At 67.0% G+C, this 22,708-nt stretch carries 21 protein-coding genes; 14 read left to right on the forward strand and 7 right to left on the reverse strand.

All coding sequences use genetic code 11. From position 1 onward, the window contains the following. The first annotated feature begins 1 nt into the window (after nucleotide 1). From ACUDCK_RS03920 to lpxC, 4 genes are all read left to right on the forward strand, one after another. Nucleotides 2–826 carry a cell division protein FtsQ/DivIB gene (locus tag ACUDCK_RS03920; protein WP_020925135.1) on the forward strand — a complete coding sequence of 275 codons (825 nt, stop codon included), beginning with the start codon at nucleotides 2–4 and terminating at the stop codon, nucleotides 824–826. A 4-nt stretch (nucleotides 827–830) separates the two neighbouring features. Next, nucleotides 831–2,057, forward strand: coding sequence for a cell division protein FtsA (gene ftsA, locus ACUDCK_RS03925; RefSeq protein WP_006217473.1), 1,227 nt, complete (start codon nucleotides 831–833; stop codon nucleotides 2,055–2,057). 190 nt (nucleotides 2,058–2,247) lie between these two features. Then, nucleotides 2,248–3,432 (forward strand): cell division protein FtsZ, encoded by a 1,185-nt coding sequence (gene ftsZ, locus ACUDCK_RS03930; RefSeq protein WP_054501910.1) that lies wholly within the window; start codon nucleotides 2,248–2,250, stop codon nucleotides 3,430–3,432. Between the two features lie 240 nt (nucleotides 3,433–3,672). Further along, entirely contained in the window at nucleotides 3,673–4,596 is a 924-nt protein-coding gene (gene lpxC, locus ACUDCK_RS03935; protein ID WP_006392959.1) for a UDP-3-O-acyl-N-acetylglucosamine deacetylase, read from the forward strand. A gap of 199 nt (nucleotides 4,597–4,795) precedes the next feature. On the opposite strand, the gene ACUDCK_RS03940 is transcribed toward lpxC, so the two are convergent. Next, nucleotides 4,796–5,203, reverse strand: coding sequence for a flagellar hook-length control protein FliK (locus ACUDCK_RS03940; protein WP_006388788.1), 408 nt, complete (start codon nucleotides 5,201–5,203; stop codon nucleotides 4,796–4,798). 127 nt (nucleotides 5,204–5,330) lie between these two features. On the opposite strand from ACUDCK_RS03940, the gene ACUDCK_RS03945 reads away from it, so the two are divergent. From ACUDCK_RS03945 to ACUDCK_RS03970, 6 genes are all read left to right on the forward strand, one after another. Continuing rightward, a complete protein-coding gene (locus tag ACUDCK_RS03945) occupies nucleotides 5,331–6,314 on the forward strand; it encodes a M23 family metallopeptidase (RefSeq protein WP_175168183.1) in 984 nt (327 codons plus the stop codon). A gap of 174 nt (nucleotides 6,315–6,488) precedes the next feature. Further along, nucleotides 6,489–9,224 carry a preprotein translocase subunit SecA gene (gene secA, locus ACUDCK_RS03950; RefSeq protein WP_054501908.1) on the forward strand — a complete coding sequence of 912 codons (2,736 nt, stop codon included), beginning with the start codon at nucleotides 6,489–6,491 and terminating at the stop codon, nucleotides 9,222–9,224. A gap of 12 nt (nucleotides 9,225–9,236) precedes the next feature. After that, entirely contained in the window at nucleotides 9,237–9,956 is a 720-nt protein-coding gene (locus tag ACUDCK_RS03955; protein ID WP_054419229.1) for a VOC family protein, read from the forward strand. A 182-nt stretch (nucleotides 9,957–10,138) separates the two neighbouring features. After that, on the forward strand, nucleotides 10,139–10,882 hold the full coding sequence (locus ACUDCK_RS03960; protein WP_240806496.1) for a GntR family transcriptional regulator: 744 nt from the start codon (nucleotides 10,139–10,141) through the stop codon (nucleotides 10,880–10,882). Then, nucleotides 10,879–11,868, forward strand: a complete 990-nt coding sequence (locus ACUDCK_RS03965; protein WP_006392965.1) for a tripartite tricarboxylate transporter substrate binding protein — start codon at nucleotides 10,879–10,881, stop codon at nucleotides 11,866–11,868. Before ACUDCK_RS03960 ends, ACUDCK_RS03965 begins: the two co-directional genes overlap by 4 nt. Nucleotides 11,869–11,927: 59 nt before the next feature. Continuing rightward, the gene (locus ACUDCK_RS03970; RefSeq protein WP_054501905.1) at nucleotides 11,928–13,622 is read left to right on the forward strand and encodes a thiamine pyrophosphate-binding protein; all 1,695 of its coding nucleotides are present in this window, start codon (nucleotides 11,928–11,930) and stop codon (nucleotides 13,620–13,622) included. Between the two features lie 77 nt (nucleotides 13,623–13,699). On the opposite strand, the gene ACUDCK_RS03975 is transcribed toward ACUDCK_RS03970, so the two are convergent. Further along, on the reverse strand, nucleotides 13,700–14,236 hold the full coding sequence (locus ACUDCK_RS03975) for a cysteine dioxygenase family protein (RefSeq protein ID WP_054501904.1): 537 nt from the start codon (nucleotides 14,234–14,236) through the stop codon (nucleotides 13,700–13,702). Between the two features lie 164 nt (nucleotides 14,237–14,400). Between ACUDCK_RS03975 and ACUDCK_RS03980 the strand changes: the two genes are divergently transcribed. The 3 genes from ACUDCK_RS03980 to ACUDCK_RS03990 all read left to right on the forward strand — a co-directional run bounded on the left by ACUDCK_RS03980 (nucleotide 14,401) and on the right by ACUDCK_RS03990 (nucleotide 16,566). Beyond that, nucleotides 14,401–15,180 carry an SDR family oxidoreductase gene (locus ACUDCK_RS03980; protein ID WP_064527143.1) on the forward strand — a complete coding sequence of 260 codons (780 nt, stop codon included), beginning with the start codon at nucleotides 14,401–14,403 and terminating at the stop codon, nucleotides 15,178–15,180. An 85-nt stretch (nucleotides 15,181–15,265) separates the two neighbouring features. After that, a complete protein-coding gene (locus tag ACUDCK_RS03985; protein WP_054501902.1) occupies nucleotides 15,266–15,724 on the forward strand; it encodes an Lrp/AsnC family transcriptional regulator in 459 nt (152 codons plus the stop codon). A 230-nt stretch (nucleotides 15,725–15,954) separates the two neighbouring features. Then, nucleotides 15,955–16,566 (forward strand): gamma-glutamylcyclotransferase, encoded by a 612-nt coding sequence (locus ACUDCK_RS03990; RefSeq protein WP_054501901.1) that lies wholly within the window; start codon nucleotides 15,955–15,957, stop codon nucleotides 16,564–16,566. A gap of 76 nt (nucleotides 16,567–16,642) precedes the next feature. Here ACUDCK_RS03990 and pagP read toward each other — a convergent pair whose 3' ends face one another. The 4 genes from pagP to ACUDCK_RS04010 all read right to left on the reverse strand — a co-directional run bounded on the left by pagP (nucleotide 16,643) and on the right by ACUDCK_RS04010 (nucleotide 20,411). Then, nucleotides 16,643–17,197 carry a lipid IV(A) palmitoyltransferase PagP gene (gene pagP / locus ACUDCK_RS03995; RefSeq protein ID WP_049071412.1) on the reverse strand — a complete coding sequence of 185 codons (555 nt, stop codon included), beginning with the start codon at nucleotides 17,195–17,197 and terminating at the stop codon, nucleotides 16,643–16,645. Nucleotides 17,198–17,328: 131 nt separating this feature from the next. After that, entirely contained in the window at nucleotides 17,329–18,801 is a 1,473-nt protein-coding gene (gene mgtE / locus ACUDCK_RS04000; protein WP_054501900.1) for a magnesium transporter, read from the reverse strand. A gap of 10 nt (nucleotides 18,802–18,811) precedes the next feature. Next, on the reverse strand, nucleotides 18,812–19,222 hold the full coding sequence (locus ACUDCK_RS04005) for an acyl-CoA thioesterase (RefSeq protein WP_006388802.1): 411 nt from the start codon (nucleotides 19,220–19,222) through the stop codon (nucleotides 18,812–18,814). A 103-nt stretch (nucleotides 19,223–19,325) separates the two neighbouring features. Next, on the reverse strand, nucleotides 19,326–20,411 hold the full coding sequence (locus ACUDCK_RS04010) for a YeiH family protein (RefSeq protein ID WP_054501899.1): 1,086 nt from the start codon (nucleotides 20,409–20,411) through the stop codon (nucleotides 19,326–19,328). 130 nt (nucleotides 20,412–20,541) lie between these two features. Here ACUDCK_RS04010 and ACUDCK_RS04015 point away from each other — a divergent pair, with 130 nt between their 5' ends. Next, nucleotides 20,542–21,441 (forward strand): LysR family transcriptional regulator, encoded by a 900-nt coding sequence (locus ACUDCK_RS04015; RefSeq protein ID WP_175168152.1) that lies wholly within the window; start codon nucleotides 20,542–20,544, stop codon nucleotides 21,439–21,441. Nucleotides 21,442–21,448: 7 nt separating this feature from the next. On the opposite strand, the gene ACUDCK_RS04020 is transcribed toward ACUDCK_RS04015, so the two are convergent. Continuing rightward, the gene (locus ACUDCK_RS04020) at nucleotides 21,449–22,645 is read right to left on the reverse strand and encodes a M20 aminoacylase family protein (RefSeq protein WP_175168153.1); all 1,197 of its coding nucleotides are present in this window, start codon (nucleotides 22,643–22,645) and stop codon (nucleotides 21,449–21,451) included. Nucleotides 22,646–22,708: the final 63 nt, after the last annotated feature.

Raw genomic sequence — 22,708 nt, forward strand, 5'->3', positions numbered from 1 at the left:
TGTGTGGAACGACGCTCGCACGACCAACCTGATCGCCAACACGCTTGCCGTGCTGGCGGTCTGCGCCATGCTCCTGGCGGGCGTGGTGTGGGTGGCGCAGCGTCCGTATTTCACCCTGTCGGCCATCGAGCTGGAGTCCACGCCGGACTCCGAGCTGCACTATGTCTCGCCGGGCGCGGTGCGCGCGGCGATCGCGGGGCGCTTCAAGGGCAACTTCTTCACGGTGGACCTGGACGACGCGCGCGAGATCTTCGAGTCGGTGCCATGGGTGCGCCACGCCACCGTGCGGCGGATCTGGCCGAATGTGCTGCGCGTGCGCATCGAGGAGCAGCAGCCGCTGGCGCTGTGGAACGAGAACCAGATGATCAACACCTGGGGCGAGGCGTTCACGGCCAACACGGGCGAAGTGGACGACGAGACGGTGCTGCCGCAGTTCTCCGGGCCCGAGGGCACCGAGTCGCTGGTGGTGCAACGCTACGCCGAGCTGGCGCGCTGGTTCGCGCCGCTCGATATGCATGTCAAGCAGCTGGAGCTGAGTCCGCGCTACGCCTGGCGCGTGGTGCTGTCCAACGGCATGCTGCTGGACCTGGGCCGAGATCCGGGCGCCGATGCGCCGGATCCGCACGGCCTGCCCGGCGCGCTGCCGTTCGCGGCGCGCATTCAACGTTTTGTTCAGGCCTGGCCGGCCGTGGCGGGGCGCCTGGAAGGGCGCACCATCACGCAGGCCGACCTGCGCTATCCCAACGGTTTCGCCCTGGCGCTGGCCCCGTTGCCCGCGTCGGCAAACAAACCCAAATCCACACCGAAACCTCCCAAGAAACGCTAACGCCATGACCCGTGACATCAAGGACCTTATCGTCGCCCTCGATATCGGCACCAGCAAGGTGGTGGCTGTGGTGGCTGAAATCCTGCCCGAAGGGCGATTCGAAGTGCTTGGCCTCGGCCAGCACGAATCGCGCGGCATGCGCAAGGGCGTGGTCGTCAATATCGAGACCACTGTGAATTCGATTCAGCGCGCGCTTGAAGAAGCCGAGCTGATGGCAGATTGCAAGATCCGAGACGTCTACACCGGCATTGCCGGCAGCCATATCCGCAGCTTCAATTCCAGCGGCATGGTCGCCGTCAAGGACAAGGAAGTCACCGCCACCGACGTCGCCCGCGTCATCGAGACCGCCAAGGCGGTGAACATCCCGACCGACCAGCAGGTGCTGCACGTGCTGACGCAGGAGTTCATCGTCGACGGCCAGGAAGACATCCGCGAACCCATCGGCATGAGCGGTCTGCGGCTGGAAGTGCGCGTGCACATCGTGACCGGCGCCGTCAGCGCCGCGCAGAACATCGTCAAGTGCGTGCGCCGCTGCGGCCTGGAAGTGCAGGACCTGATCCTGCAGCCGCTGGCCTCCAGCCTGGCCGTGCTGACCGCCGACGAAAAGGAGCTGGGCGTCGTCCTGGTGGACATCGGCGGCGGCACCACCGACGTGGCGATCTTCACCGGCGGCGCGATCCGCCACACCGCCGTGCTGCCGATCGCCGGCGACCAGATCACCAACGACATCGCGGCCATGCTGCGCACGCCGACGCCCGATGCCGAGGAAATCAAGCTGCGCTATGGCGTGGCCAAGCAGGTGCTGGCGAGCCCGGACGAGTCCGTGGAAGTGCCGGGCCTGGGCGACCGCGGCCCGCGCCAGGTCAAGCGCCAGGCGCTGGGCGCCGTGATCGAGCCGCGCGTCGAAGAACTGTTCACGCTGGTGCAGCAGGTGGTGCGCGACTCCGGCTACGAGGACCTGCTGGCTTCCGGCGTGGTGCTGACCGGCGGCTCGGCGCAATTGCCCGGCATGATCGAACTGGCCGAGGACGTGTTCCTCAAGCCGGTCCGCGTGGCGGTGCCCGAATACGAAGGCAGCCTGGCCGACGTGATGCGCAATCCGCGCTTCTCGACCGTGATGGGGCTGTTGCAGGAGGCGCGCATGCAACGCGTGCGCGGCCGCAAGGTCGCCGCGCAGACCGGCAATTTCAAGAGCCTGCTGGCGCGCATGAAGGAATGGTTCATGAATTGAAGAGGGGGGCAGGTTGGGGCCTGCTCCTTGGCACGATCCGCGGCGGTAGGGCGGGCCGGGCCAGAAAGGGGAGGCGTCTCAAACCCGTTGCGGACCAAAGCAGTCGGCTTCGGCTTTGAGGCGATTCACAAAATATAGGTTGTTGGGGAATTTTTGTGATTTGCAAAATCGGACTTGTGAGGGAGTCATCATGATGAACTTTGAGATGCTTGAGAACAACACCAAAGGGACCGTAATCAAGGTCGTTGGTGTGGGCGGTGCGGGCGGCAATGCCGTCGCGCACATGATTCGCAGCGGCGTGCACGGCGTGGATTTCATCTGCGCCAACACCGATGCGCAGGCACTGGCGGCGACCAACGCCCCGGTGCAGATCCGCCTGGGCCGCACCGGCCTGGGCGCGGGCGCCAAGCCCGAGCAAGGCCGCGCGTCGGCCGAAACCGCGCGTGAAGAGATCCGTGCCGCCCTGAACGGCGCGCACATGGTCTTCATCACCGCGGGCATGGGCGGCGGCACCGGCACGGGCGCGGGTCCGGTCGTGGCCGAAGTCGCCAAGGAGCTGGGCATTCTGACGGTGGGCGTGGTCACCAAGCCCTTCTCGTTCGAAGGCAACAAGCGCCTGAAGATGGCCGAAGACGGCATTGCCGAACTGGCCAAGCACGTGCATTCGCTCATCGTGGTGCTCAACGAGAACCTGTATGAACTGATGGACGAGGACGCGACGCAGGAAGACTGCTTCCGTTCGGCCGACGACATCCTGCACAACGCGTGCGCGGGTATCGCCGAAATCATCAACGTCGAAGGCAACGTCAACGTCGACTTCGAAGACGTCAAGACGATCATGGGCGAGCAGGGCCAGGCCATGATGGGCACGGCATCGGCTTCGGGCGCTGACCGCGCCCGCGTCGCCGCCGAGCACGCCATCGCCTGCCCGCTGCTGGAAGGCGTGGACCTGAACGGCGCGCGCGGCGTGCTGGTCAACATCACCGCCAGCCGCTCGCTGAAGATGCGCGAAACGCGCGAAATCATGGAAACGATCCGCAGCTACGCTTCGGACGACGCGACCGTGATCTTCGGCACCGCCTACGACGAATCGATGGGTGAAAACCTGCGCGTGACCGTGGTTGCGACCGGCCTGGGCCGTGCGCAGGCGCGTCCGCAACTGGTGCAGAGCACCGCTGAAGTGCTGCGCACCGGCACCGACAACATGCCCATGGGCACGATGCCGGCCGCCGGTCAGGGTGATTACCGCAATTTGGACATGCCGTCTGTCATGCGCAACCCGCGCAGCCAGGCGTCGGCCCAGGTGCGCGCGCTGGAAAGCTCGGGCATGGATCATTTCGACATCCCCGCTTTCCTGCGTAAGCAGGCGGATTGAACCTGGAGCCTGGTTTCAGGCTCTATATGCACTCCCTCATCTCCGGCTTGCCTGTCCCCGCGGGCAGGCCGGAGGCGGAGCGGTCCGTGTTTTGATTGTGTGACGTGAATCGGGGACGGTTTTATCGGTCGGTCCTGACGCTTTGATGGCGTTGAGAACCGGACAGAGTTACAATACGTCAGTTACGCCGGCAATCTCTTGTCATCTTGCCGGCTTCCTGGCTCAAAATACCTTAGTCTCATGTTCCGACAGCGCAGCATTCAGAATCTCGTCCGCACGACAGGCGTCGGCGTCCACTCCGGACGGCGGGTCGAGCTCACCCTGCGTCCGGCGGCGCCCAATACGGGCATCGTGTTCCACCGCGTCGATCTGCCCGAAGTCGTCGACCTGCCCGCGCAGGCCACTGGCGTGGGCGATACGCGCATGGCGTCCGTCCTGCAGCAGGGCAACGTCCGCGTTTCCACGGTGGAGCATCTCATGTCGGCGCTGGCCGGCCTGGGCATCGACAACCTGCATATCGACCTCACTGCCGAAGAAGTCCCCATCATGGACGGCAGTGCGGCAACCTTCGTGTACCTGTTGCGCTCGGCGGGCATCGTCGAGCAGAACGCGCCGAAGCAGTTCATCCGCGTGTTGAAGACGGTGGAAGTGCGCGAGGGCGAAGGCCGCAACGAGAAGTGGGCCCGGCTCGAACCCCATGAAGGGTACGCGCTGGCCTTCTCGATCGACTTCCGCCACCCGGCCATCGACTCGACCGCGAATTTCGCCGAAATCGATTTCGCCACCCATTCGTACGTGCGCGAGATCGCGCGCGCGCGCACCTTCGGCTTCGTCAACGAAGTCGAGGCGCTGCGTTCGATGGGCCTGGCCCGCGGCGGCAGCCTGGATAACGCCATCGTCATGGACGAATACCGGGTGCTGAACAGCGACGGCCTGCGCTACGATGACGAATTCGTGAAGCACAAGATCCTGGACGCCATCGGCGACCTGTATCTGCTGGGCAAGCCGCTGGTCGCGCGCTATGTGGCATGCAAATCGGGCCACGCGCTGAACAACCAGTTGGCGCGCGCGCTGCTGGCGCAGCGCGATGCCTGGGAAATGGTCACCTACGAATCGCAAGCCGAGGCGCCGCAGGCGTTCCGGCACGAATGGCAACTGGCCTGAGGCCGGTCGACTGCTGATGGCCGGTGCGCCGGGGGGCTGTCCCCGGCTGGCAGCCGGCCAATTTCATTTGGATGGCATCCCAAGGGGGCACGCCTCGTCCCGCTGGCGCCATCCCCGCGCCCGCCGCAGGGTCATCCCGTCCGGCAATGTGGCCATCGATGTCACCCGAAAGGCGGGCATCCGGACAAGCCCGGCTATCTCAGCTACTCTTGTGGTGCTTCAATAGCCTGGCCACCGCGTCGGCCAGCGGGCCGGGACGCAGGTTGTCATGCAGGGTTTCGAAGGCGCCCAGGGCGGCATCCCCCAGCGGCTGCGCCTCTTTCGGCGGCAGCGGCTTGCGGGCCCCGGGCTTGGGCAGGCCGGCTTGTACCTTCACCGCAATTTCGTTAAGGTTCCAGCCTTGGTCCGCCAAAGCCTGCGCGATGCGCGGGGCAAGTTGGCGCATCTTCGCCGCGTGCGCGGCGCTGGGCACCACCAGTTGAAGGCGCTGGTTTTCCAGCTTGCCGACCTGGCAGACGGAGCCCAACGGGGCGGGCAGGATCGCCGCCACCGCATATTGGATTTGCAAGTGCTTGCGGGCGGTTGCCAGTACGCCGGCGCCCCGCATGTCATGACCCAGCCATCCCAGGGCGGTATTTTCCCCTCGCCGGCTGGAACTGGAACGTTGACGGTATGAAGTGGGTCTATTCATCCCGGCTCTGAGAATTAGGAAGCAAACCTTGAAAATCGTGATTATGCACGCCCGCGACGGGCGGGACGGGCATTTCACCCTGGGAGGCGCGCATTTGGCGTTGTTTCTGGGGGGCGCGCTGATGACGGCCGCCATCTTCGGCGCCGCCCTTCAGCGCTACATTACACCCATCCTGCCCGCCGTACACACCGTTGGCTGGCCGCTGTCCGAACAACCGGGACGCGATGCGGACTTCCTGCGGGGCAACATGAACCTGCTGGCCGCCAAGGTGGGCGCGCTGCAGGCCAAGCTGGCCAGCATCGACGGACTGGGCCAACGGGTGGCCAAGGTGGCTGGCGTGGCCTACACCGATCCCGAGGTCGCCAAGCAACTGGCATCGGCCCCCGCCGACACCCAGCATGCCCCCGAGGCCACCCAGGTGATGGACGACCTGTTCACCGAGGGCACGCCGCCCAGCGCCGCCTCGGCCGAGGCCCTGGGCCGTCAGTTGGACGAGATCCAGGAACGGCTGGCCCTGCAGACCGACAATCTCAAGCTGCTGGACGCGGCGCTGACCCGGCGCTCGGCCGACCAGGCCCGCATGCCGACGGCGATGCCGATCACCGATTACCCCTATCTCAGTTCTTCCTACGGCTGGCGCCGCAACCCCGTGACCGGTCGTTCGGCCATGCACGAGGGGCTTGACTTCGCCGCGCCGCCGGGCACGCCCATCCTGGCGGCCTCCGGTGGCGTGGTGCTGGAAGCAAGATTCCATCCCGGCTATGGCAACATGGTCGAAATCGACCATGGCGATGGCCTTATCACACGCTACGCGCATGCTTCCTCGCTGATGGTCAAACAGGGTCAACTGGTCGACCGCGGCCAGCAGATCGCCCGGGTGGGCTCGTCGGGGCGATCCACCGGACCGCACCTGCATTTCGAAGTGCGGCTGGCCGGCCAGCCGCTGGATCCGCGCCTGTTCCTCGGCCCGCAGCAGAACGCTCCGCCGACGGTGGCGCAGGCCGGCGCGGACAGCGCCGCGCGCTGACGCCCGATCCGGGCTACAGTGCCACCCTGGCCATCGGTTCAGGCTCTTACGCGCCAGGTGCGTTAAACTGGTTCGTTTCCCAGCGGACCCCCGCTCAACCAAATAAATCAAGTCACGGGTGACGCCGCCCTGGCCCCATGCGGGCGCGGCGGGGCTCGTGCGGCCGACATACGCATGGTTTCTCTGCTCAAAAAACTCATAGGCAGCCGCAACGACCGGCTGCTTAAGCAGTATCGCAAGCTGGTAACCCAGATCAATGGGCTGGAGCCCAAGATCTCCGCGCTCTCCGATGCGGAGCTGGCGGCCAAGACCGCGGAATTCCGTTCCCGCCATTCGCAGGGCACGTCGCTCGACGACCTGCTGCCCGAAGCCTTCGCCGTGGTGCGCGAGGCGGGCAAGCGGGTGTTCGGCATGCGCCACTTCGACGCGCAGTTGCTGGGCGGCATCGCCCTGCACAGCGGCAAGATCGCCGAAATGCGCACGGGCGAAGGCAAGACGCTGATGGCCACGCTGCCGGTCTACCTGAACGCGATCGCCGCCAAGGGCGTGCACGTGGTCACGGTGAACGACTACCTGGCCCGCCGCGACGCCGAATGGATGGGACGCCTGTATCACTTCCTGGGCCTGTCCACGGGCGTGGTGGTGCCGCAGCAGCCGAACGAGGAAAAGAAGGCCGCCTACGCCGCCGACATCACCTACGGCACCAACAACGAATTCGGTTTCGACTACCTGCGCGACAACATGGAATACCGTGTTGAGGACCGGCGCCAGCGCGGCCTGTTCTACGCCATCGTCGACGAAGTGGACTCGATCCTCATCGACGAGGCGCGCACGCCGCTGATCATCTCCGGCCAGGCCGAGGACCACACCGAACTCTACATCCGCATGAACGCGGTGCCGCCGCTGCTGACCCGCATGGCCAGCGAGCCCAAGCCGCAGGAGCCGGAACCCGAGGGCGACTACTGGGTCGATGAAAAGAGCCAGCAGGTCTACCTGTCGGAAGCCGGCCACGTCAACGCCGAAGGCATCCTGGCGCGCCTGGGCATCCTGCCCGAGGGCGAGTCGCTGTACGACCCGCGCCACATCGCGCTGATGCATCACCTGATGGTGGCGCTGCGCGCCAACACGCTGTTCTTCCGCGACCAGCAATACGTGGTGCAGGACGGCGAAGTCATCATCGTCGACGAATTCACCGGCCGCCTGATGGTGGGCCGCCGCTGGTCCGACGGCCTGCACCAGGCGGTCGAGGCCAAGGAAGGCGTGAAGATCCAGCACGAGAACCAGACGCTGGCGTCGATCACCTTCCAGAACTACTTCCGCATGTACGAGAAGCTGTCCGGCATGACCGGCACGGCCGACACGGAAGCGTACGAATTCCAGGAGATCTACGGGCTCGAGACGGTCATCATCCCGACCAACAAGCCCATGATCCGCAAGGACCAGAACGACCAGGTCTTCAAGACGGACGGCGAAAAGTACAACGCCATCCTCGAAGACATCCGCGATTGCCACGAGCGCGGCCAGCCGGTGCTGGTGGGCACCACCAGCATCGAAAACTCCGAACTGCTGTCGGGCCTGCTGAAAAAGGCCAAGCTGCCGCACGAGGTGCTGAACGCCAAGCAGCACGCGCGTGAAGCCGAGATCGTCGCCGAGGCCGGCAAGCCGGGCCACATCACCATCGCCACCAACATGGCGGGCCGCGGCACCGACATCGTGCTGGGCGGCAGCGTCGACAAGCAGGTCGACCTGATCCGCGCCGACGAGTCGCTGTCCGAAGCCGAAAAGACCGCCCGCATCGAAAAGGTGCGTGCCGACTGGAAGCCGCTCAACGAGCAGGTCAAGGCCGCGGGCGGTCTGCGCATCATCGGCACCGAGCGCCACGAATCGCGCCGTATCGACAACCAACTGCGCGGCCGCGCCGGCCGCCAGGGCGACCCGGGTTCGTCGCGCTTCTACCTGTCGCTGGAAGATTCGCTGATGCGCATCTTCGCGGGCGACCGCGTGCGCGCCATCATGGAACGCCTGAAGCTGCCCGAGGGCGAGCCGATCGAGGCCGGCATGGTGACGCGTTCCATCGAGACCGCGCAGCGCAAGGTCGAAGGCCGCAACTTCGACATCCGCAAGCAACTGCTGGAATACGACGACGTCGCCAACGACCAGCGCAAGGTGCTGTACGCGCAGCGCAACGAAGTGCTGGAAGCGGCCAGCGTCAGCGCCACGGTCGAGAACCTGCGCGACGCCGCGGTGGTCGACCTGTTCAATACCTACGTGCCGCCGGAATCGGTGGAAGAGCAGTGGGACATCCCGGCCTTGCAGAAGGCGCTGGAGGCTGATTGGCAGATCCACCTGCCGTTGACCGAGATGCTCGAGAAGGAAGCCAACCTGACCGACGAGGATCTGCGCGAGCGCGTGATCGCGGCGGCGCGCGACGTCTACCAGGGCAAGGTCGACCAGGTCGGCGCCGAATCGTGGTCGCAGTTCGAGCGTTCGATCATGCTGCAGGCGATCGACACGCACTGGCGCGAGCACCTGTCGGCGCTGGACTATCTGCGCCAGGGCATCCATCTGCGCGGCTACGCGCAGAAGAACCCCAAGCAGGAATACAAGCGCGAAGCCTTCGAACTGTTCTCGGGCATGCTGGACCGCATCCGCGACGACGTGGTGCGCGTGCTGATGACGGTGCGCGTGCAGTCGTCCGAGCAGGTCGAGCAGGCCGAGGCCGAAGCGGCCCAGCCGCACGTGCAGAACGTGCAGTACCACCACTCCGACTACGACGAGGCCCTGGCCCAGTCGGCCGACGACGCGGGCGCCCAGCCGGTGCGCAACGTGCTGCCCAAGGTGGGCCGCAACGATCCGTGCCCGTGCGGCAGCGGCAAGAAGTACAAGCAGTGCCACGGCAAGCTGGTCTGAGCGGATAACGCCATGCTGCATGCCGTCGGCCAGACCGAGTTCGACCACGCCGTGGTCATGGTACGGGACCGCCTGGATGCGCTGGCGCCGCACTTCGAGCGCCAGGGCTTCCACCTGAGCGACAAGGCGGTGCACAACCTGGGTTCGTGCAACCGCCTGATCGTGCTCGAAGGCACCTACGTCGAACTGCTGGGCTGGCCGCCCGGCGCGCCGCCGGCGCGCAAGGAAATCGCCGATTCGCCCTTCGGGCTCGAGGCGCTGGTGTTCCGCACCTACGATGCCGAGGCCACGCGCGAGCGCCTGCTCGCCGCCGGCTTCGCCGTCAATCCGATGCAGGAACTGTCCCGTCCCGCCATGCTGGACGGCCGGGAAGTCGAGGCCCGTTTCCATACCGTGCGTTTCGCCGAGCAACCGCTGCCCGGCATTCGCATGTATTTCTGCCGTCACCTGACGCCCGAGTGCGTCTGGTCGCCTGAATTGATGGCCCATCCCAATGGCGCCCGCAGCCTGCTGCGCATCGACGCCCGCGCGGCCCAGCCGCGCCAGGTGGCCGAACGGCTGGCCCTGGTGGCAGGGGTGACGGCCGAGGCCGCCGCCGGCGGTTGGGACGTGCCGCTGGCCAACCTGCGCATCCACGTGCGGGAAGACGCCACGGCCGTGACTCCGGTGCTGTCCACGCTGACGTTGGAAAACCGCGACGGCGCTCACTACACGCTCGACACCGGCGTCTGATCCCGCCTTCCGCGCGCAGTCGCCGCGCGGGTCTTTCCCTTCGTCCAACTTTCCTCCCCGTCTTTCCGGGGACGGAACGCTGACGTGCGTCTTTCGGGCAAACCCGGGTTGTGGGGCAAAGTGTATGCACTTTAGTATGCACTTCAACCCCAACCCGGAGCGCCCCGGCGGCCGACACCCTCATGACCTCATCCCGACCCGCAGCCCGCACCATGGCCGGCCAGGCCGAGCTGTACAACGCCGTCAAGGCGATGGCGGTGAGTTTCGAGTTCAAGCCGGGCGAGCGCATCAACGAAGTCGAACTGGCCAGGCGCCTGAACGTGAGCCGCACGCCGCTGCGCGAGGTGCTCAACCAACTGATGGTGGAGGGCTTCCTGACCCGTTCGGTGAACCGCGGTTTCATCGCGCGGCTGCTCGACGCCAAGCAGATCCATAGCCTCTATGAATACCGCGCGGTGCTCGAGGCCGGCATTGTGCGCGCTGCCTGCGAACGCGCCACCGATGAGGAACTGGTGGCGCTGCGCGCGTTTGTCGAACGCTCGCGCGACGTGCCCGAGGACAGTGACGCGACCCGCCTGCTGGAATTGGACGAGGCGTTTCACCTGACGCTGGCGCGCTATTCGCGCAACGAGGAATTCGTGCGCGCGCTGGAGAGCGTCAACGCCCGCATCCATTTCGTGCGCTGGATCGACATGCAGCAGGGCCGTCGCAGCCACACCCAGGGCGAACACTTGCGCATCGTCCAGGCGCTGGAGCGGCGCGACATGGATGCCCTGCCGGACATGATGCGCAGCCACATCGGCCGGCGGCTGGACCAGATCACCGATGTCATCCGCACCGGCTTTTCCACGATTTACATGCGGGACCAGGCCGAACCCGCTGTCGCAGCGCCGGCCAACACCACAACAGCAGGGGAAAACACATGACCTACACAACGATGCGGCGCGCCTTGGCGGCCGTCTGCGCGCTCGCCGCGCTGGGGGGCGGGCTGGCCGCCGCGCCCGCCCGGGCGGAAGAAAAGCCGCTGATCCTGGTGGTGCCGTATCCGCCCGGCGGCAGCACCGACATCCTGGCCCGCATCCTGCAGCCGCGGCTGTCCAAGGAGCTGGGCGGCCGCGCCGTGGTGGTGGAAAACCGCCCGGGCGCCGCCAGCCAGATCGCCACCGCCTTCGTGGCGCGGGCCGAGCCCGACGGCAGCACGCTGCTGGTCAGCTTCGACAACCACGGCATCAACCCGGCGGTGAAGCCCAAGCTGCCCTACGACACCTTCAAGGACTTCGTCGCCATCACCCAGACCGTGCGCTTTCCGCTGGTGCTGGGCGCCAATCCGGGCGTGCCGGGCGACAACCTGAAGGAATTCCTGGCGGCCGCGGCCAAGCAGCCGCCCAACAAGTTCAACTATGCCTCCACCGGCGTGGGATCGCTGAATCACCTGGCGCCCGAAGAGCTCAAGCGCCTGTCCAAGGTGGAACTGCTGCACGTGCCGTACGGCGGCGGCGGGCCGGCCATCCAGGCCGTGGTGGGCGGCCAGGCCAACATGACCTGGTTGAGCTTCGCCGCGCTGCGCGGCCAGATCCAGGCAGGCAAGATCAAGCCGCTGGCGGTGGCCGGCGAGAAGCGCCTGCCGGACCTGCCCAACGTGCCGACGGTGGCGGAGTCCGGTTTTCCGGGCTTCGTCGCCTATTCGTGGAGCGGCATGTTCGCGCCCAAGGGCACGCCGGAGGCGACCGTCAAAAAGCTGACGCAGGCGTTCAACACGGTGCTGGCCGATCCGGACGTCAAGAAGAAGCTGGAGGAGGCCGGCTTCGAGATCGTGGCCTCGAACGGCCCGGCGCTGGATGCCTACGTGAAGGCGGAATACGACCGCTGGAGCAAGTTCATCAAGAGCAGCAACATCAACCTGGATAACTGAGCGGCCGGCGGCGGCGCGCCCTCGCGCGCCGCCCGGTCCGCGCATCGCGTGGAGAAGACATGGATACCTTGACCGGCGCCGAAGCAATGGTGCGGATGCTGCAACACAACGGCGTCAAACATATTTTCGGCCTGTGCGGCGATACCAGCCTGCCGTTCTACGACGCGCTCTACCGGCTGGATCATGGCATGCGACACATCCTGACCCGTGACGAGCGCAGCGCCGGCTACATGGCCGACGCCTATGCCCGCGTGACCGGCAAGGTGGGCGTGTGCGAAGGGCCCAGCGGCGGCGGCGCGACCTATCTGCTGCCGGGGCTGGTGGAGGCCAACGAATCGTCCATTCCGGTGCTGGGCATCACCTCCGACGTGGCGGTGGGCTCGCGCGGCAAGTACCCGCTGACCGAACTGGACCAGGAGGCACTGTACCGGCCGTTGACCAAGTGGAACCGCACCATCGATCGCGCCGACCAGATCCCCGGCATGGTGCGCGCGGCGTTCCGCGCCATGACCACCGGCAAGCCCGGCGCGGCGCACCTGTGCTTTCCGTATGACGTGATGAAGCAGCAGGTCGATGGCGCCGACGTCTGGGCCCAGCCCGAGCATGCGCAGTTTCCGTCGCTGCGCTACGCGCCGGATCCGTCGGACGTGGCGCGCGCGGCGCAGCGCCTGGTGGGCGCGCGTTCGCCGGTCATCATCTGCGGCGGCGGCGTGGTGATCGCCGGCGCCAGCGGCGCGCTGCAGGAACTGGCCGAGAGCCTGAAGGCGGCGGTCTGCGTGACCGTCAGCGGCCAGGGCAGCCTGGCCGACACCCATCCGCTGAACGCGGGCGTGGTGGGTTCGAACGGCGGCGTGATGGCCACGCGCGACGTGGTGGCCGCGGCCGACGTGGTGCTGTTCGTCGGCTGCCGCGCGGGTTCGACCTCGACCGAGCACTGGCGCTTCCCGAACCGCGACGTGCCGATCCTGCACATCGACATCGATCCGATGGTGATCGGCGCCAACTACCTGACCGAAGTCGGCATGGTGGGCGACGCCAAGCTCGCCCTGCAGGCGCTGGGCGCCGAGGTGCAGGCGCGCCTGGCGCACCGGCCATCCGACGCCGTTGATGGCGCGGTGCTGGCGGGCCGCGCCAAGGCCGCGCGGCGCGCGCAACTGGAGCCGCTGGCGAGCAGCCTGGAGGCGCCGATCCGCCCCGAACGCGTGGTGCAGTCGCTCAATCGCCTGCTGCCCGACGATGCCGTGGTGTGCGCGGATCCCGGCACGCCGTGCCCGTACTTCTCGGCCTACTACGACGTGTCGCGGCCCGGCCGCCACTTCATCACCAACCGCGCCCATGGCGCCTTGGGCTTTTCGATGTCGGCGGCGCTGGGCGCCTGGGTCGGCCGGCCGAACGCCAAGTGCGTCTCGGTGATGGGCGACGGCAGCTTCGGCTTCACGGTCGGCGAGCTCGAGACCATCGTGCGCCACAAGGCGCCGCTGCTGATGATCGTGTTTTCGAACTCGGTCTATGGCTGGATCAAGGCCAGCCAGAAGGCCGGCTACGACAAGCGCTACTACAGTGTGGACTTCGACCGCACCGACCACGCCCGCATCGCGGAAGCCTATGGCGTGAAGGCCTGGCGGGTCGAGGATCCGGCCAAGCTGGACGCGGCGATCAAGGCGGCGATGGAGCATGACGGCCCTGCGCTGATCGACGTGGTGGCGCAGCCGCTGCAGGACGCGGCGGCGCCGGTCAGCCAGTGGATGGGCTGAGAACCCGGCCGGGAAATATGCAGCGGGGCCTTGGAAGGCCCCGCTTTTTTTCGGGATGCCGGTTGCGGCGGACGGCGTCAGTGCGGCGCGGGCGTGGGCACCAGATGGTTGACGCCGGTGCAGAGATCGGCCTGGTCGACCCCGTAGATATGCAGGGACACGGCGACGCCCGGGCCAGCGTTGCCGAGGCGGTGGATCTGATGCAGGCCCGGGGCGGCGGTGCCGACATCGCCCGGCCGGCGACTGATCTCGCCGCAGGCAATGGCCGCGGCGGCGGCAGGGTCCCAGCGGTAGTGGGTTTCGGCCAGTTCGCCTTGCAGGACCTGGTAGGTGCACCAGGTCTTGTGGCCGTGCACCGGGCTGAACTGCCCCGGGCGCCAGATCAGGTAGGCGACGGTGAAGGCGCCATGCGGATCGGCGTAGGCGATATGGCGGGTGTAGGTGTCGGCGCGGCCGGCGCGCAGGTCTTCGGGCAGGCCGCGCAGCATGTCGCCGGCATTGGCGACGCTGCTGGCCAGCTCGCGCAGCAGGCCGCGGGCCGCGTTCATCTGGGCGACCTGCACCGATTCGCACAGCGAGCGCAGGTCTGCGGCGGCAAGTTGGACGGAGGTCATGGGCGGGCCCCTGAATGACGAGGTTTCATCTTAGGGATTTGCGCTGGAATGCCTTTGCCAAATTCGGCCGCCGGGGCCCGAACATTAGAAAAAAATTCCACCCCTGCCGCGGCCTGCCGCTCCTATACTGATCCGCTTCACGGCATCACTCTGGAGAGTCAGGCATGGATCTGGGGATCAGCGGCAAGACGGCATTGGTATTTGGCGGCAGCCGCGGCATGGGCCGTGCCTGCGCCCTGCAGTTGGCGCGCGAGGGCGTGGCGGTGACGATCGCGGCCCGCAACCCGCAGACGCTGGAGCAGGCGGCCGCCGAGATCGCCCGCGTCGCGGGCATCGGCGTGGGCTGGGTCTCGGCCGACCTGACGCTGGACAAGGGCCGCGACGCCGCGCTGGCCGCGTGTCCGCACCCCGACATCCTCATCAACAACGCCGACGGCCCCATGCCTGGCGATTTCCGCGATTGGAGCCATGAAGACTGGATCGCGGCGCTCGATTCCATGATGCTGGGCCCCATCGACATGATCCGCCGCGTGGTCGACGGCATGATCGAACGGCGCTTCGGGCGCATCGTCAACATCGTCTCGCGCAGCGTCAAGGCGCCGCACGCCGAGCTGGGACTGTCCAACGGCGCCCGCGCCGGCCTGATCGGCTTTGTCAGCGGCCTGGCGCGTCAGACCGTGCGCCACAACGTCACCATCAACAACCTGCTGCCGGGCGCCTTCGCCACCGACGCGCAGGCGCGCCATATCCGCGGCATGCTGGAAGAGGGGGGCAAGACCTTCGAACAGCTTTGGGACGAGCGGGGCCGTGCCAGCCCGGCCGGCCGCTATGGCCAGCCCGAGGAACTGGGAGCGCTGTGCGCCTACGTCTGCTCGGCGCACGCTGGCTACATGACGGCGCAGAACATCCTGCTTGACGGCGGTGGCTACCCCGGCACGTACTGAAGCCACGGCCGCTTAGGGTGTTCCACGGCTGGACGCGGTCGGGGCGTCAGGGCAAGATTGCGGCGATATCGCTTGAGGAACCCCCATGGACCAGACGGACATCAAGATCTTGGCGTTGCTGCAGAAGGACGCCACCTGCTCGGTCGCCGAGATCGCCGAGCAGGTCAATCTGTCCGTCACCCCCTGCTGGCGCCGCATCCAGAAGCTCAAGGACGATGGCGTCATCGCCCGCAACGCGATCCTGCTGGATCCGCGCGCGCTGGGGCTGAACCTGACCGTGTTCGTCTCGATCAAGACCAGCCAGCACAACGAGAAATGGACCCAGAGCCTGATCAATGCGGTCATGGCGCTGCCGAACGTGGTCGAGTTCCACCGCATGGCCGGCGACATCGACTACCTGCTCAAGGTGGTGGTCGAGGACATGGCGGCCTACGACCGCTTCTACCGCCGCCTTATCGGCGCGGTCGACCTGCTGGACGTCAGCGCCAGTTTCTCGATGGAAGTGATCAAGAGCACCACGGAATTGCCGCTGGACGCGCTCTAGGCGCGGGCGGCCGACGCGCTCCGTGCGGGACCGTCCCCAGGGGGGCGGCCGGTGGCAATCGGGCCCCGGCGCCGATGCGCAATTTTTTTCCCTGGCGCCGCCCTCCGGCGAATACAAATTTCTTTCGGGGTGTTGCGCGCGGCCCATCTCGCAATTCTTTTGCGCGCCAGGCGGCGTAGCATATCCGTCATTCCCGCCATGGGAATGAACCCGGGATATCAGAGGACCCTATGTCGTTGGCAGTACCCGCCGGCTGCGCCGGACTGGCGAAGACGCAACCCGCGTCGGTGGAAGATCTTTTGGTGGGATGGAACGGCACCGACGACCTGTGGGTGTTCGCCTATGGTTCCCTCATCTGGCATCCCGGTTTTGCCTGGCGCGAACGGCGCCTGGCCACGGTGCGCGGCTATCACCGCTCGCTTTGCCTTTGGTCGCACGACCACCGCGGCTCGCCCGACAACCCCGGGCTGGTGTTCGGCCTGGATCGCGGCGGCTGCTGCCGCGGCGTGGCATTCCAGATTGCCGCCTGCGACGTGCCGGAGGTGTTCGAGGCGCTATGGCGCCGCGAGATGGTCACCGGCGCCTACACGCCGCGCTGGCTGGCCTGCCACACCGAACAGGCGCCCGTGCGCGGACTGGTTTTCCTCTTGAACCGCGCCTGCCAGGAATACGCTGCCGACCTGAGCGACGACCGCCTGCTGGCATCGGTGCGCAACGCGGTTGGGCATTCAGGCCCGTGCCTGGATTACGTGGTGGAAACCGAAAAGGCGCTGCGCGCCCACGGCATTGACGATTGGCGCCTGGGCGAGCTGGTGCGCCGCCTGGGCATGCAGCCCTGCTGAAGGGCGGCGCGCCCGAGGCCGCCGAAGCGCCTTGCGGCGGGCGCCCGGGGCCGTTCCGCGGCGGCGCGCCGGGCCGTCAGAAGGCCCAGCGGCCGAACATGAACAGCACGTTGCCCGCGCCGCGCGAGCCGGGGATGTAGGTGGCGTACAGCATGGTGTCCTTGTAGCCGGCCGAGACCAGCGGCAGCACGCCGGGGAAGGGCACGTAGCTCATGATGTCGTGGCGCGCGGTCAGGAAGACCGTATAGCCGGCGCCCAGCCGGAAGTTCTCGCTGACCCGTCCGATCTTCAGGAAACCATAGCCGGCGATCGGCTCGACCTTGCTGTGCGAGTCCAGGAAGGCCATGGCGTACAGGCCCTGCCAGTCGCCGTCTTCGTCGTAGATGCTGCGGCCATAGCCGCCGCCCCAGGCCAGCTCGTTGAAGCTGTTGATCTTTTCGCGGCTGTACATGGCGCGGTTGTGCCACGCGTAGCCGCTGAAATAGAGGTCGTTGCCGCCTTCGGTCCAGATCTGGTCGAGGCGTTGACAGGCGGATTGGGCCCACGAGGGAAGGTTATCGCAGGCGTGCGCGGCGGCGCTGAAAGTGGAGAGCAGCAGGCAAAAAAGCGCTGCCCGGAAACGGGCGGTCATTGCGGGGACAGAAAATGATGACAACCCCGTTACTGTAACGGAGCGGCCGTCATATTGACTGTCATGTCGCTGTCAAACGAGTGTTCAGGACATCCGGTGAAACATTCGTGCGCGGGTCCGTTGCGGACGCGCTACAGCAGGAAAATCGTGGCCAGGCCCAGGAAGATGAAAAAGCCCAGCGAGTCTGTCGCGAAGGTCAGCAGGACCGAGGATCCCATGGCCGGATCCTTGCCGAAACGGGCCCGCACCATCGGCACCAGCACCCCGACCGACGCGCCGACCAGCATGTTGCAGACCATGGCGGCCATCATCACCAGCGCGATCGACAGGGAGTGCGAAATCACCCAGGCGAACAGGGCCGCCACCAGGCTGCCGCACAGGCCCACCATGAGGGTCACGAACAGTTCACGCTTGACCAGTTGCCACAGGTTGCGCCCGGTGATCCGGCCCATCGCCAGGGCGCGGATGATCAGCGTCATGGTCTGGTTGCCCGAGTTGCCACCGATGCCGGCGACGATGGACATCAGAAACGCCAGGATCACGATCTGACTGACCGTGCCCTCGAATTGCGAGGCCACGAACGAGGCCGTGGCGGCGGTACAGAGATTGAACAGCAGCCAGGGCGCGCGGTTGCGCAGCGCGGTGCTGACCGGGGCGAAGATGTCCTCTTCCTGCAGACCGGCGCGCGACAGGGCCTGCTCCTGTGAGTCTTCGCGCATCACGTCGACCACGTCCGCAATGGTGACGCGGCCGATCAGGCGGCCCTGGTCGTCCATCACGGGCGCCGACACCAGGTCGTAGCGTTCGAATGCGCCGGCGGCGTCGGCGTCGGAGTCGAGCGGGTTGAGGGTCAGGAAGTCGGCGTTCATGACCGCGCGCACTTCGGTTTCGGGTTCGCTGACCAGCAGGCGCGACAGCGGCAGGATGCCTTGCAGCTTGTCCTGGCGGTCGACCACGAAGATCTGGTCGGTGTGGTCGGGCAGTTCGTGCAGGCGGCGCAGGTAGCGCAGCACCACTTCGAGCGTGACGTCCTCGCGCACCCGGACCATTTCGAAGTCCATGATGGCGCCGACGCTGTCCTCCGGATAGCCCATCGCTTCCAGCAGTTGCGCGCGCTCTTCCTCGGTCAGGCCTTTCTGGACCTCGGCCACCACGTCCGGCGGCAGGTCGGGCGCCAGGTCCGCCAGTTCGTCGGCGTCCATGTTGCCGGTGGCGGCCACCAGGTCCTGGCGGTCCATCGCCTCGATCAGCGACTCGCGCACCCAGTCCTCGACCTCGAGCAGCACGTCGGCGTCGTGCTCGGGGCTGACCAGCTTCCAGATCGCCTGGCGTTCATCCTTGGGCAGCGATTCGAGGATGAAGGCGATGTCCGCGGGATGCAGGCCGTCCAGCAGGGTCTTGAGCTCGGCCTCGTGCTGGCGGTGCACCAGGTCTTCGACCAGGTTGGCCTTGGCGTCGCCTTCTTCCTGGCGATGCACCAGGTCGGCCACCAACTGTTGGCGGCGCAGGCGCTCCTGGACTTCCGCCAGGGCGTGCTGCGCGTCTTCCGGGTCGAGGCGGCGGGGCGTCGCGGGCGGTTTCTGCGCGGCGGCGGACTGCGTCATGCGATACGGCTCAAAGAATGGGGAGAGGGCGGCTGCGCCGCGCTTCGTCGGTGGCGACGTAGGTCAGCGTGGCTTCGGTGACCTTGACGACTTCGGCATCCAGGCGCTGGCGCTCCGCGTAGACCTCGACCGAGACGGTGATGGAGGTCTTGCCGGTCTTGACGATGGAGGCATAGAAGCTGAGCAGGTCGCCCACGAACACGGGTTGCTTGAACTGGAACGCATTGACGGCGACGGTGGCGACCCGGCCGGCCGCGCGGCGGGCAGCTGGAATCGAGCCGGCGATGTCGACCTGGGACATGATCCAGCCGCCGAAAACGTCCCCGTGGATGTTGGCGTCCGCCGGCATTGGCATGACGCGCAATACCGCGTCGCGATTGGCGGGCAAAGTCGTGAAGGGGGTTTTGGTGCTGGAGGTCATGCGGCCGGCTCCAATGCAAGGCAACCAGCCGATTATGCAGGAAAAACGTGGCGCCGGCGCGGGCCGGCGCCACGTCGGGACGCTTTCTCGAAGCGCCCGCGGATCAGGACGCCAGCTTGACGATGCCGTAGCCGCCGACCAGCAGCCAGACGTACAGGATCAGGCCCAGCGCCATCACGCGCGGACCGGCCTTGCGGATGTTGGCGAAGCGCGTTTCGATGCCCAGCGCGGTCATGGCCATGGTCAGGGCGAAGACGTCCAGGCGGCGGATGGCGGCGACGACGTCGGCCGGGATGATGTTCAGCGAGTTGATGATGGCCAGGGCCAGGAAGCCGACCGCGAACCAGGGAATGGGCAGCTTGGCGCCCTTGGCGTTGCCGCCGGCGTGGCTGGCGGCGCTGCGCAAGTACAGGCCGAGGATCAGCAGCACCGGCACCAGCAGCGCGACGCGGGTCATCTTGACGATGGTGGCGACTTCCGTGGTGGCGGGGTCGATGTTGCTGGCCGCGCCCACCACCTGCGCCACTTCGTGGATGGTGCCGCCGATGTAGATGCCCAGCGCCTGGGTGTCGAAAGGCAGCCAGCCGGCGTGGTACAGCACCGGGTACAGGAACATCGACAGCGTGCCGAACAGCACCACCGTGGCCACCGCCACGGCGCTCTTGTGCGGCTGCGCCCGCAGGGTCGGCTCGAAGGCCAGCACGGCGGCCGCGCCACAGATGGCGCTGCCGGCTGCCGTCAGCATGGCGGTGTCGCGGTCCAGCCCGAGCAGGCGCTGGCCGACCCAGGTGCCGATCAGCAGCGTGCCCACCACCACCGCCACCGAGACCGCCAGGCCCGGCAGGCCGACGGCGGCGATCTGCTGGATGCTGATGTTCAGGCCATAGAAGGCCACGGCGATGCGCAGCAGGCGGCGCGCGGTGAAGTTGACGCCCACGCCCCAATCGACCGGCATGGTGCCGCGCAGGAAGTTGCCGTACAGCATGCCGCACACGATACCGACCACCAGCGGCGAGAAACCGAGCTGGCGGATGGCGGGCAGGTCCGCCAGTTGCATCACCGCGGCCGACATCAGGCCGACGAACAGCACGCCGTTGAGCTTGTCGCGCCAGGGCGTGGCCGCGGCGGCCGCGGCGGGCGGCGCGGCAGGGGCGGCATGGTGGGGGGCGGTGGTGCTGGCGGTGCTCATGGCGGGCCTTCGTGCATATCTAAATAACTAGGCGAAATATTAATTTCATGGTCGTTATTTGGAAAATTTTCATTTTTGATATGAAATATCGGAAATTCTGATAATACGGCTGCCGCCGCCCGGACCGCCCATGACCCCCGATCAATTGCTCACCTTCGCCACGGTGGCCGATGCCGGCAATATCAGCCGCGCGGCGCAGCAACTGCACCTGTCACAGCCGGCCGTGTCGGGCCAGTTGCGCGCCTTGCAGGAATGGTTCGGCGAGCCGCTGTACCGCCGCAGCGGCCACGGCATCGCCCTCACCGAAGCGGGCGAGCGCCTTGCCGAGCAGGCGCGGCAATTGCGCCAGGTGTACCGCCAGGCCCAGGCGGTGCGGGAGTCCTGGCGCGGCCTGGAGACCGGCGCGCTGCGCCTGGGGGCCAGCACCACGCCCGCCAGCTACCTGTTGCCCGCCCTGGTGGCGGATTTCCGCCAGGCGTTTCCGGCGGTCAGCCTGCACCTGTCCGATGGCAACACGCGCGAGATCGTGGAGCGCCTGCCCGCGCTGGACCTGGCGTTCATCGAGGGCGACGTGCCGACGGGCCTGCCGGCCGATACCGCGGTGCACGCGTGGCGGCAGGACGAGGTGGTGGCGATCGTGCGGGCCGATCACGCGCTGGCCGGCAAGGGCGCGGTGACGCTGCGCGACCTGGCGCAGTCGGCGCTGGTGATGCGGGAACCGGGCTCAGGCGTGCGGCGGCTGGTCGAGCGCGCGTTCGCCGACGCCGGCCTCGCGCCGTCGATCGGGCTGGAACTGGCGGGGGTGGAGGGGGTGAAGCAGGCGGTGCGCGCCGGGCTCGGCGTGGGCTTCGTGTCGGCCATGTCGATGCGGCACGAGGATGGCGCGTTGGCGGCCTTGCGGCTGTTGCCGCGTCCGCTGACGCGCACGCTGAGCATCCTGGTGCCGCACGCGGATGCCGCCGCCCGCGCCGCCCAGCGCTTCCTGGCGATGTGCCAGGCGGTGCGGATGGCGCAGGCGGGCGACTTCTAGCGGCGCGTCAGGCCTTGGCCAGGCGCTTGAGCGCCAGTTGCACCCAGTAGGTGCCGCCCAGCGGCAGTAGGTCGTCGTTGAAGTCGTAGCTGCCGTTATGCAGCATGCAGGGGCCCAGGCCATGGCCGGCGGCGCGGTGGTCGCCGACGCCGTTGCCGATCCAGACGTAGCAGCCGGGCAGTTCCTGCAGCATGAAGGCGAAGTCCTCGGCGCCCATGGTGGGCTGCACGTGGTCGTTGACCTTGTCGGCGCCGACGATGTCGCGCATGACGTCGGCACAGAACGCGGCTTCGTCGGGATGGTTGATGGTGGGCGGGTAGTTGCGCTGGAAGGTGAACTCCACCTCGCAGTCCATGGCGGCACAGGTGTGGCGCGCGATCTCTTCCATGCGGCGTTCGATCAGGTCCAGCACCTCCAGCGTGAAGGTGCGCACGGTGCCGCGCAGCTCGGCGTGATTGGGCACCACGTTGTCGGCGCTGCCGGCGTGGATCTGCGTGATGCTGAGGACCGCGGCGTCGAGCGGATTGCGGTTGCGCGTGATGATGGTCTGCAGCGATTGCGCCAGTTGCACCGCCGCCATCACCGGGTCGATGCCCAGGTTGGGCATGCCTGCATGGGTGCCCTTGCCCTTGACCACGATGGAGAATTCGTTGCTGGAGGCCATGATGGGGCCGGCGGTCACGCCGAACTGGCCGGGCGCCATGCCGGGCCAGTTGTGCATGCCGAACACTGCTTCCATCGGGAAGCGGGTGAACAGGCCGTCGTCGATCATGCGCTTGGCGCCGCCGCCGCCTTCCTCGGCGGGCTGGAAGATCACGTACACCGTGCCGGCGAAGTCGCGGTGCTGCGACAGGTAGCGAGCGGCGGCCAGGAGCATGGCGGTATGACCGTCGTGGCCGCAGGCGTGCATCTTGCCGGCGTGCTTGCTGGCGTGGGCGAAGGTGTTGGCTTCCTGCATCGGCAGGGCGTCCATGTCGGCGCGCAGGCCGACGGCGCGTTCGCCGGGACGGTCGCCGCGGATGATGCCGACCACGCCGGTGCCGCCCAGGCCGCGATGGATTTCAATGCCCCATTCTTCGAGCTTGGCCGCGACCACGTCGGCGGTGCGGAATTCCTCGAACGCCAATTCGGGATGCGCGTGGATGTCGCGTCGGATCTGGGAGATATCGTCGCGCCAGGCAACGATGGGATCGAGCAGTTTCATGGAAAGAATCAGGCGGAATATGGGAACGCAACAAGGTTATCATCAATCAAAAACCAATTTAAT

Source organism: Achromobacter sp. CF-sbj1-Ac2-l, from assembly GCF_052698165.1.

Excerpts from the sequence above, each read along its gene's own strand:
- ACUDCK_RS04015 (WP_175168152.1), top strand. The coding sequence starts at position 20,542 with ATGACCCCCGATCAATTGCTCACCTTCGCCACGGTGGCCGATGCCGGC.
- ACUDCK_RS03965 (WP_006392965.1), top strand. The coding sequence starts at position 10,879 with ATGACCTACACAACGATGCGGCGCGCCTTGGCGGCCGTCTGCGCGCTC.
- ACUDCK_RS04020 (WP_175168153.1), bottom strand. The coding sequence starts at position 22,645 with ATGAAACTGCTCGATCCCATCGTTGCCTGGCGCGACGATATCTCCCAG.
- ACUDCK_RS03980 (WP_064527143.1), top strand. The coding sequence starts at position 14,401 with ATGGATCTGGGGATCAGCGGCAAGACGGCATTGGTATTTGGCGGCAGC.
- ACUDCK_RS03955 (WP_054419229.1), top strand. The coding sequence starts at position 9,237 with ATGCTGCATGCCGTCGGCCAGACCGAGTTCGACCACGCCGTGGTCATG.
- mgtE (WP_054501900.1), bottom strand. The coding sequence starts at position 18,801 with ATGACGCAGTCCGCCGCCGCGCAGAAACCGCCCGCGACGCCCCGCCGC.
- ACUDCK_RS03960 (WP_240806496.1), top strand. The coding sequence starts at position 10,139 with ATGACCTCATCCCGACCCGCAGCCCGCACCATGGCCGGCCAGGCCGAG.
- ACUDCK_RS03975 (WP_054501904.1), bottom strand. The coding sequence starts at position 14,236 with ATGACCTCCGTCCAACTTGCCGCCGCAGACCTGCGCTCGCTGTGCGAA.
- ACUDCK_RS03985 (WP_054501902.1), top strand. The coding sequence starts at position 15,266 with ATGGACCAGACGGACATCAAGATCTTGGCGTTGCTGCAGAAGGACGCC.
- lpxC (WP_006392959.1), top strand. The coding sequence starts at position 3,673 with ATGTTCCGACAGCGCAGCATTCAGAATCTCGTCCGCACGACAGGCGTC.
- ACUDCK_RS04010 (WP_054501899.1), bottom strand. The coding sequence starts at position 20,411 with ATGAGCACCGCCAGCACCACCGCCCCCCACCATGCCGCCCCTGCCGCG.
- secA (WP_054501908.1), top strand. The coding sequence starts at position 6,489 with ATGGTTTCTCTGCTCAAAAAACTCATAGGCAGCCGCAACGACCGGCTG.
- ACUDCK_RS03945 (WP_175168183.1), top strand. The coding sequence starts at position 5,331 with ATGCACGCCCGCGACGGGCGGGACGGGCATTTCACCCTGGGAGGCGCG.
- ACUDCK_RS04005 (WP_006388802.1), bottom strand. The coding sequence starts at position 19,222 with ATGACCTCCAGCACCAAAACCCCCTTCACGACTTTGCCCGCCAATCGC.
- ACUDCK_RS03970 (WP_054501905.1), top strand. The coding sequence starts at position 11,928 with ATGGATACCTTGACCGGCGCCGAAGCAATGGTGCGGATGCTGCAACAC.
- ftsA (WP_006217473.1), top strand. The coding sequence starts at position 831 with ATGACCCGTGACATCAAGGACCTTATCGTCGCCCTCGATATCGGCACC.
- ACUDCK_RS03940 (WP_006388788.1), bottom strand. The coding sequence starts at position 5,203 with ATGCGGGGCGCCGGCGTACTGGCAACCGCCCGCAAGCACTTGCAAATC.
- ftsZ (WP_054501910.1), top strand. The coding sequence starts at position 2,248 with ATGATGAACTTTGAGATGCTTGAGAACAACACCAAAGGGACCGTAATC.
- ACUDCK_RS03990 (WP_054501901.1), top strand. The coding sequence starts at position 15,955 with ATGTCGTTGGCAGTACCCGCCGGCTGCGCCGGACTGGCGAAGACGCAA.
- pagP (WP_049071412.1), bottom strand. The coding sequence starts at position 17,197 with ATGACCGCCCGTTTCCGGGCAGCGCTTTTTTGCCTGCTGCTCTCCACT.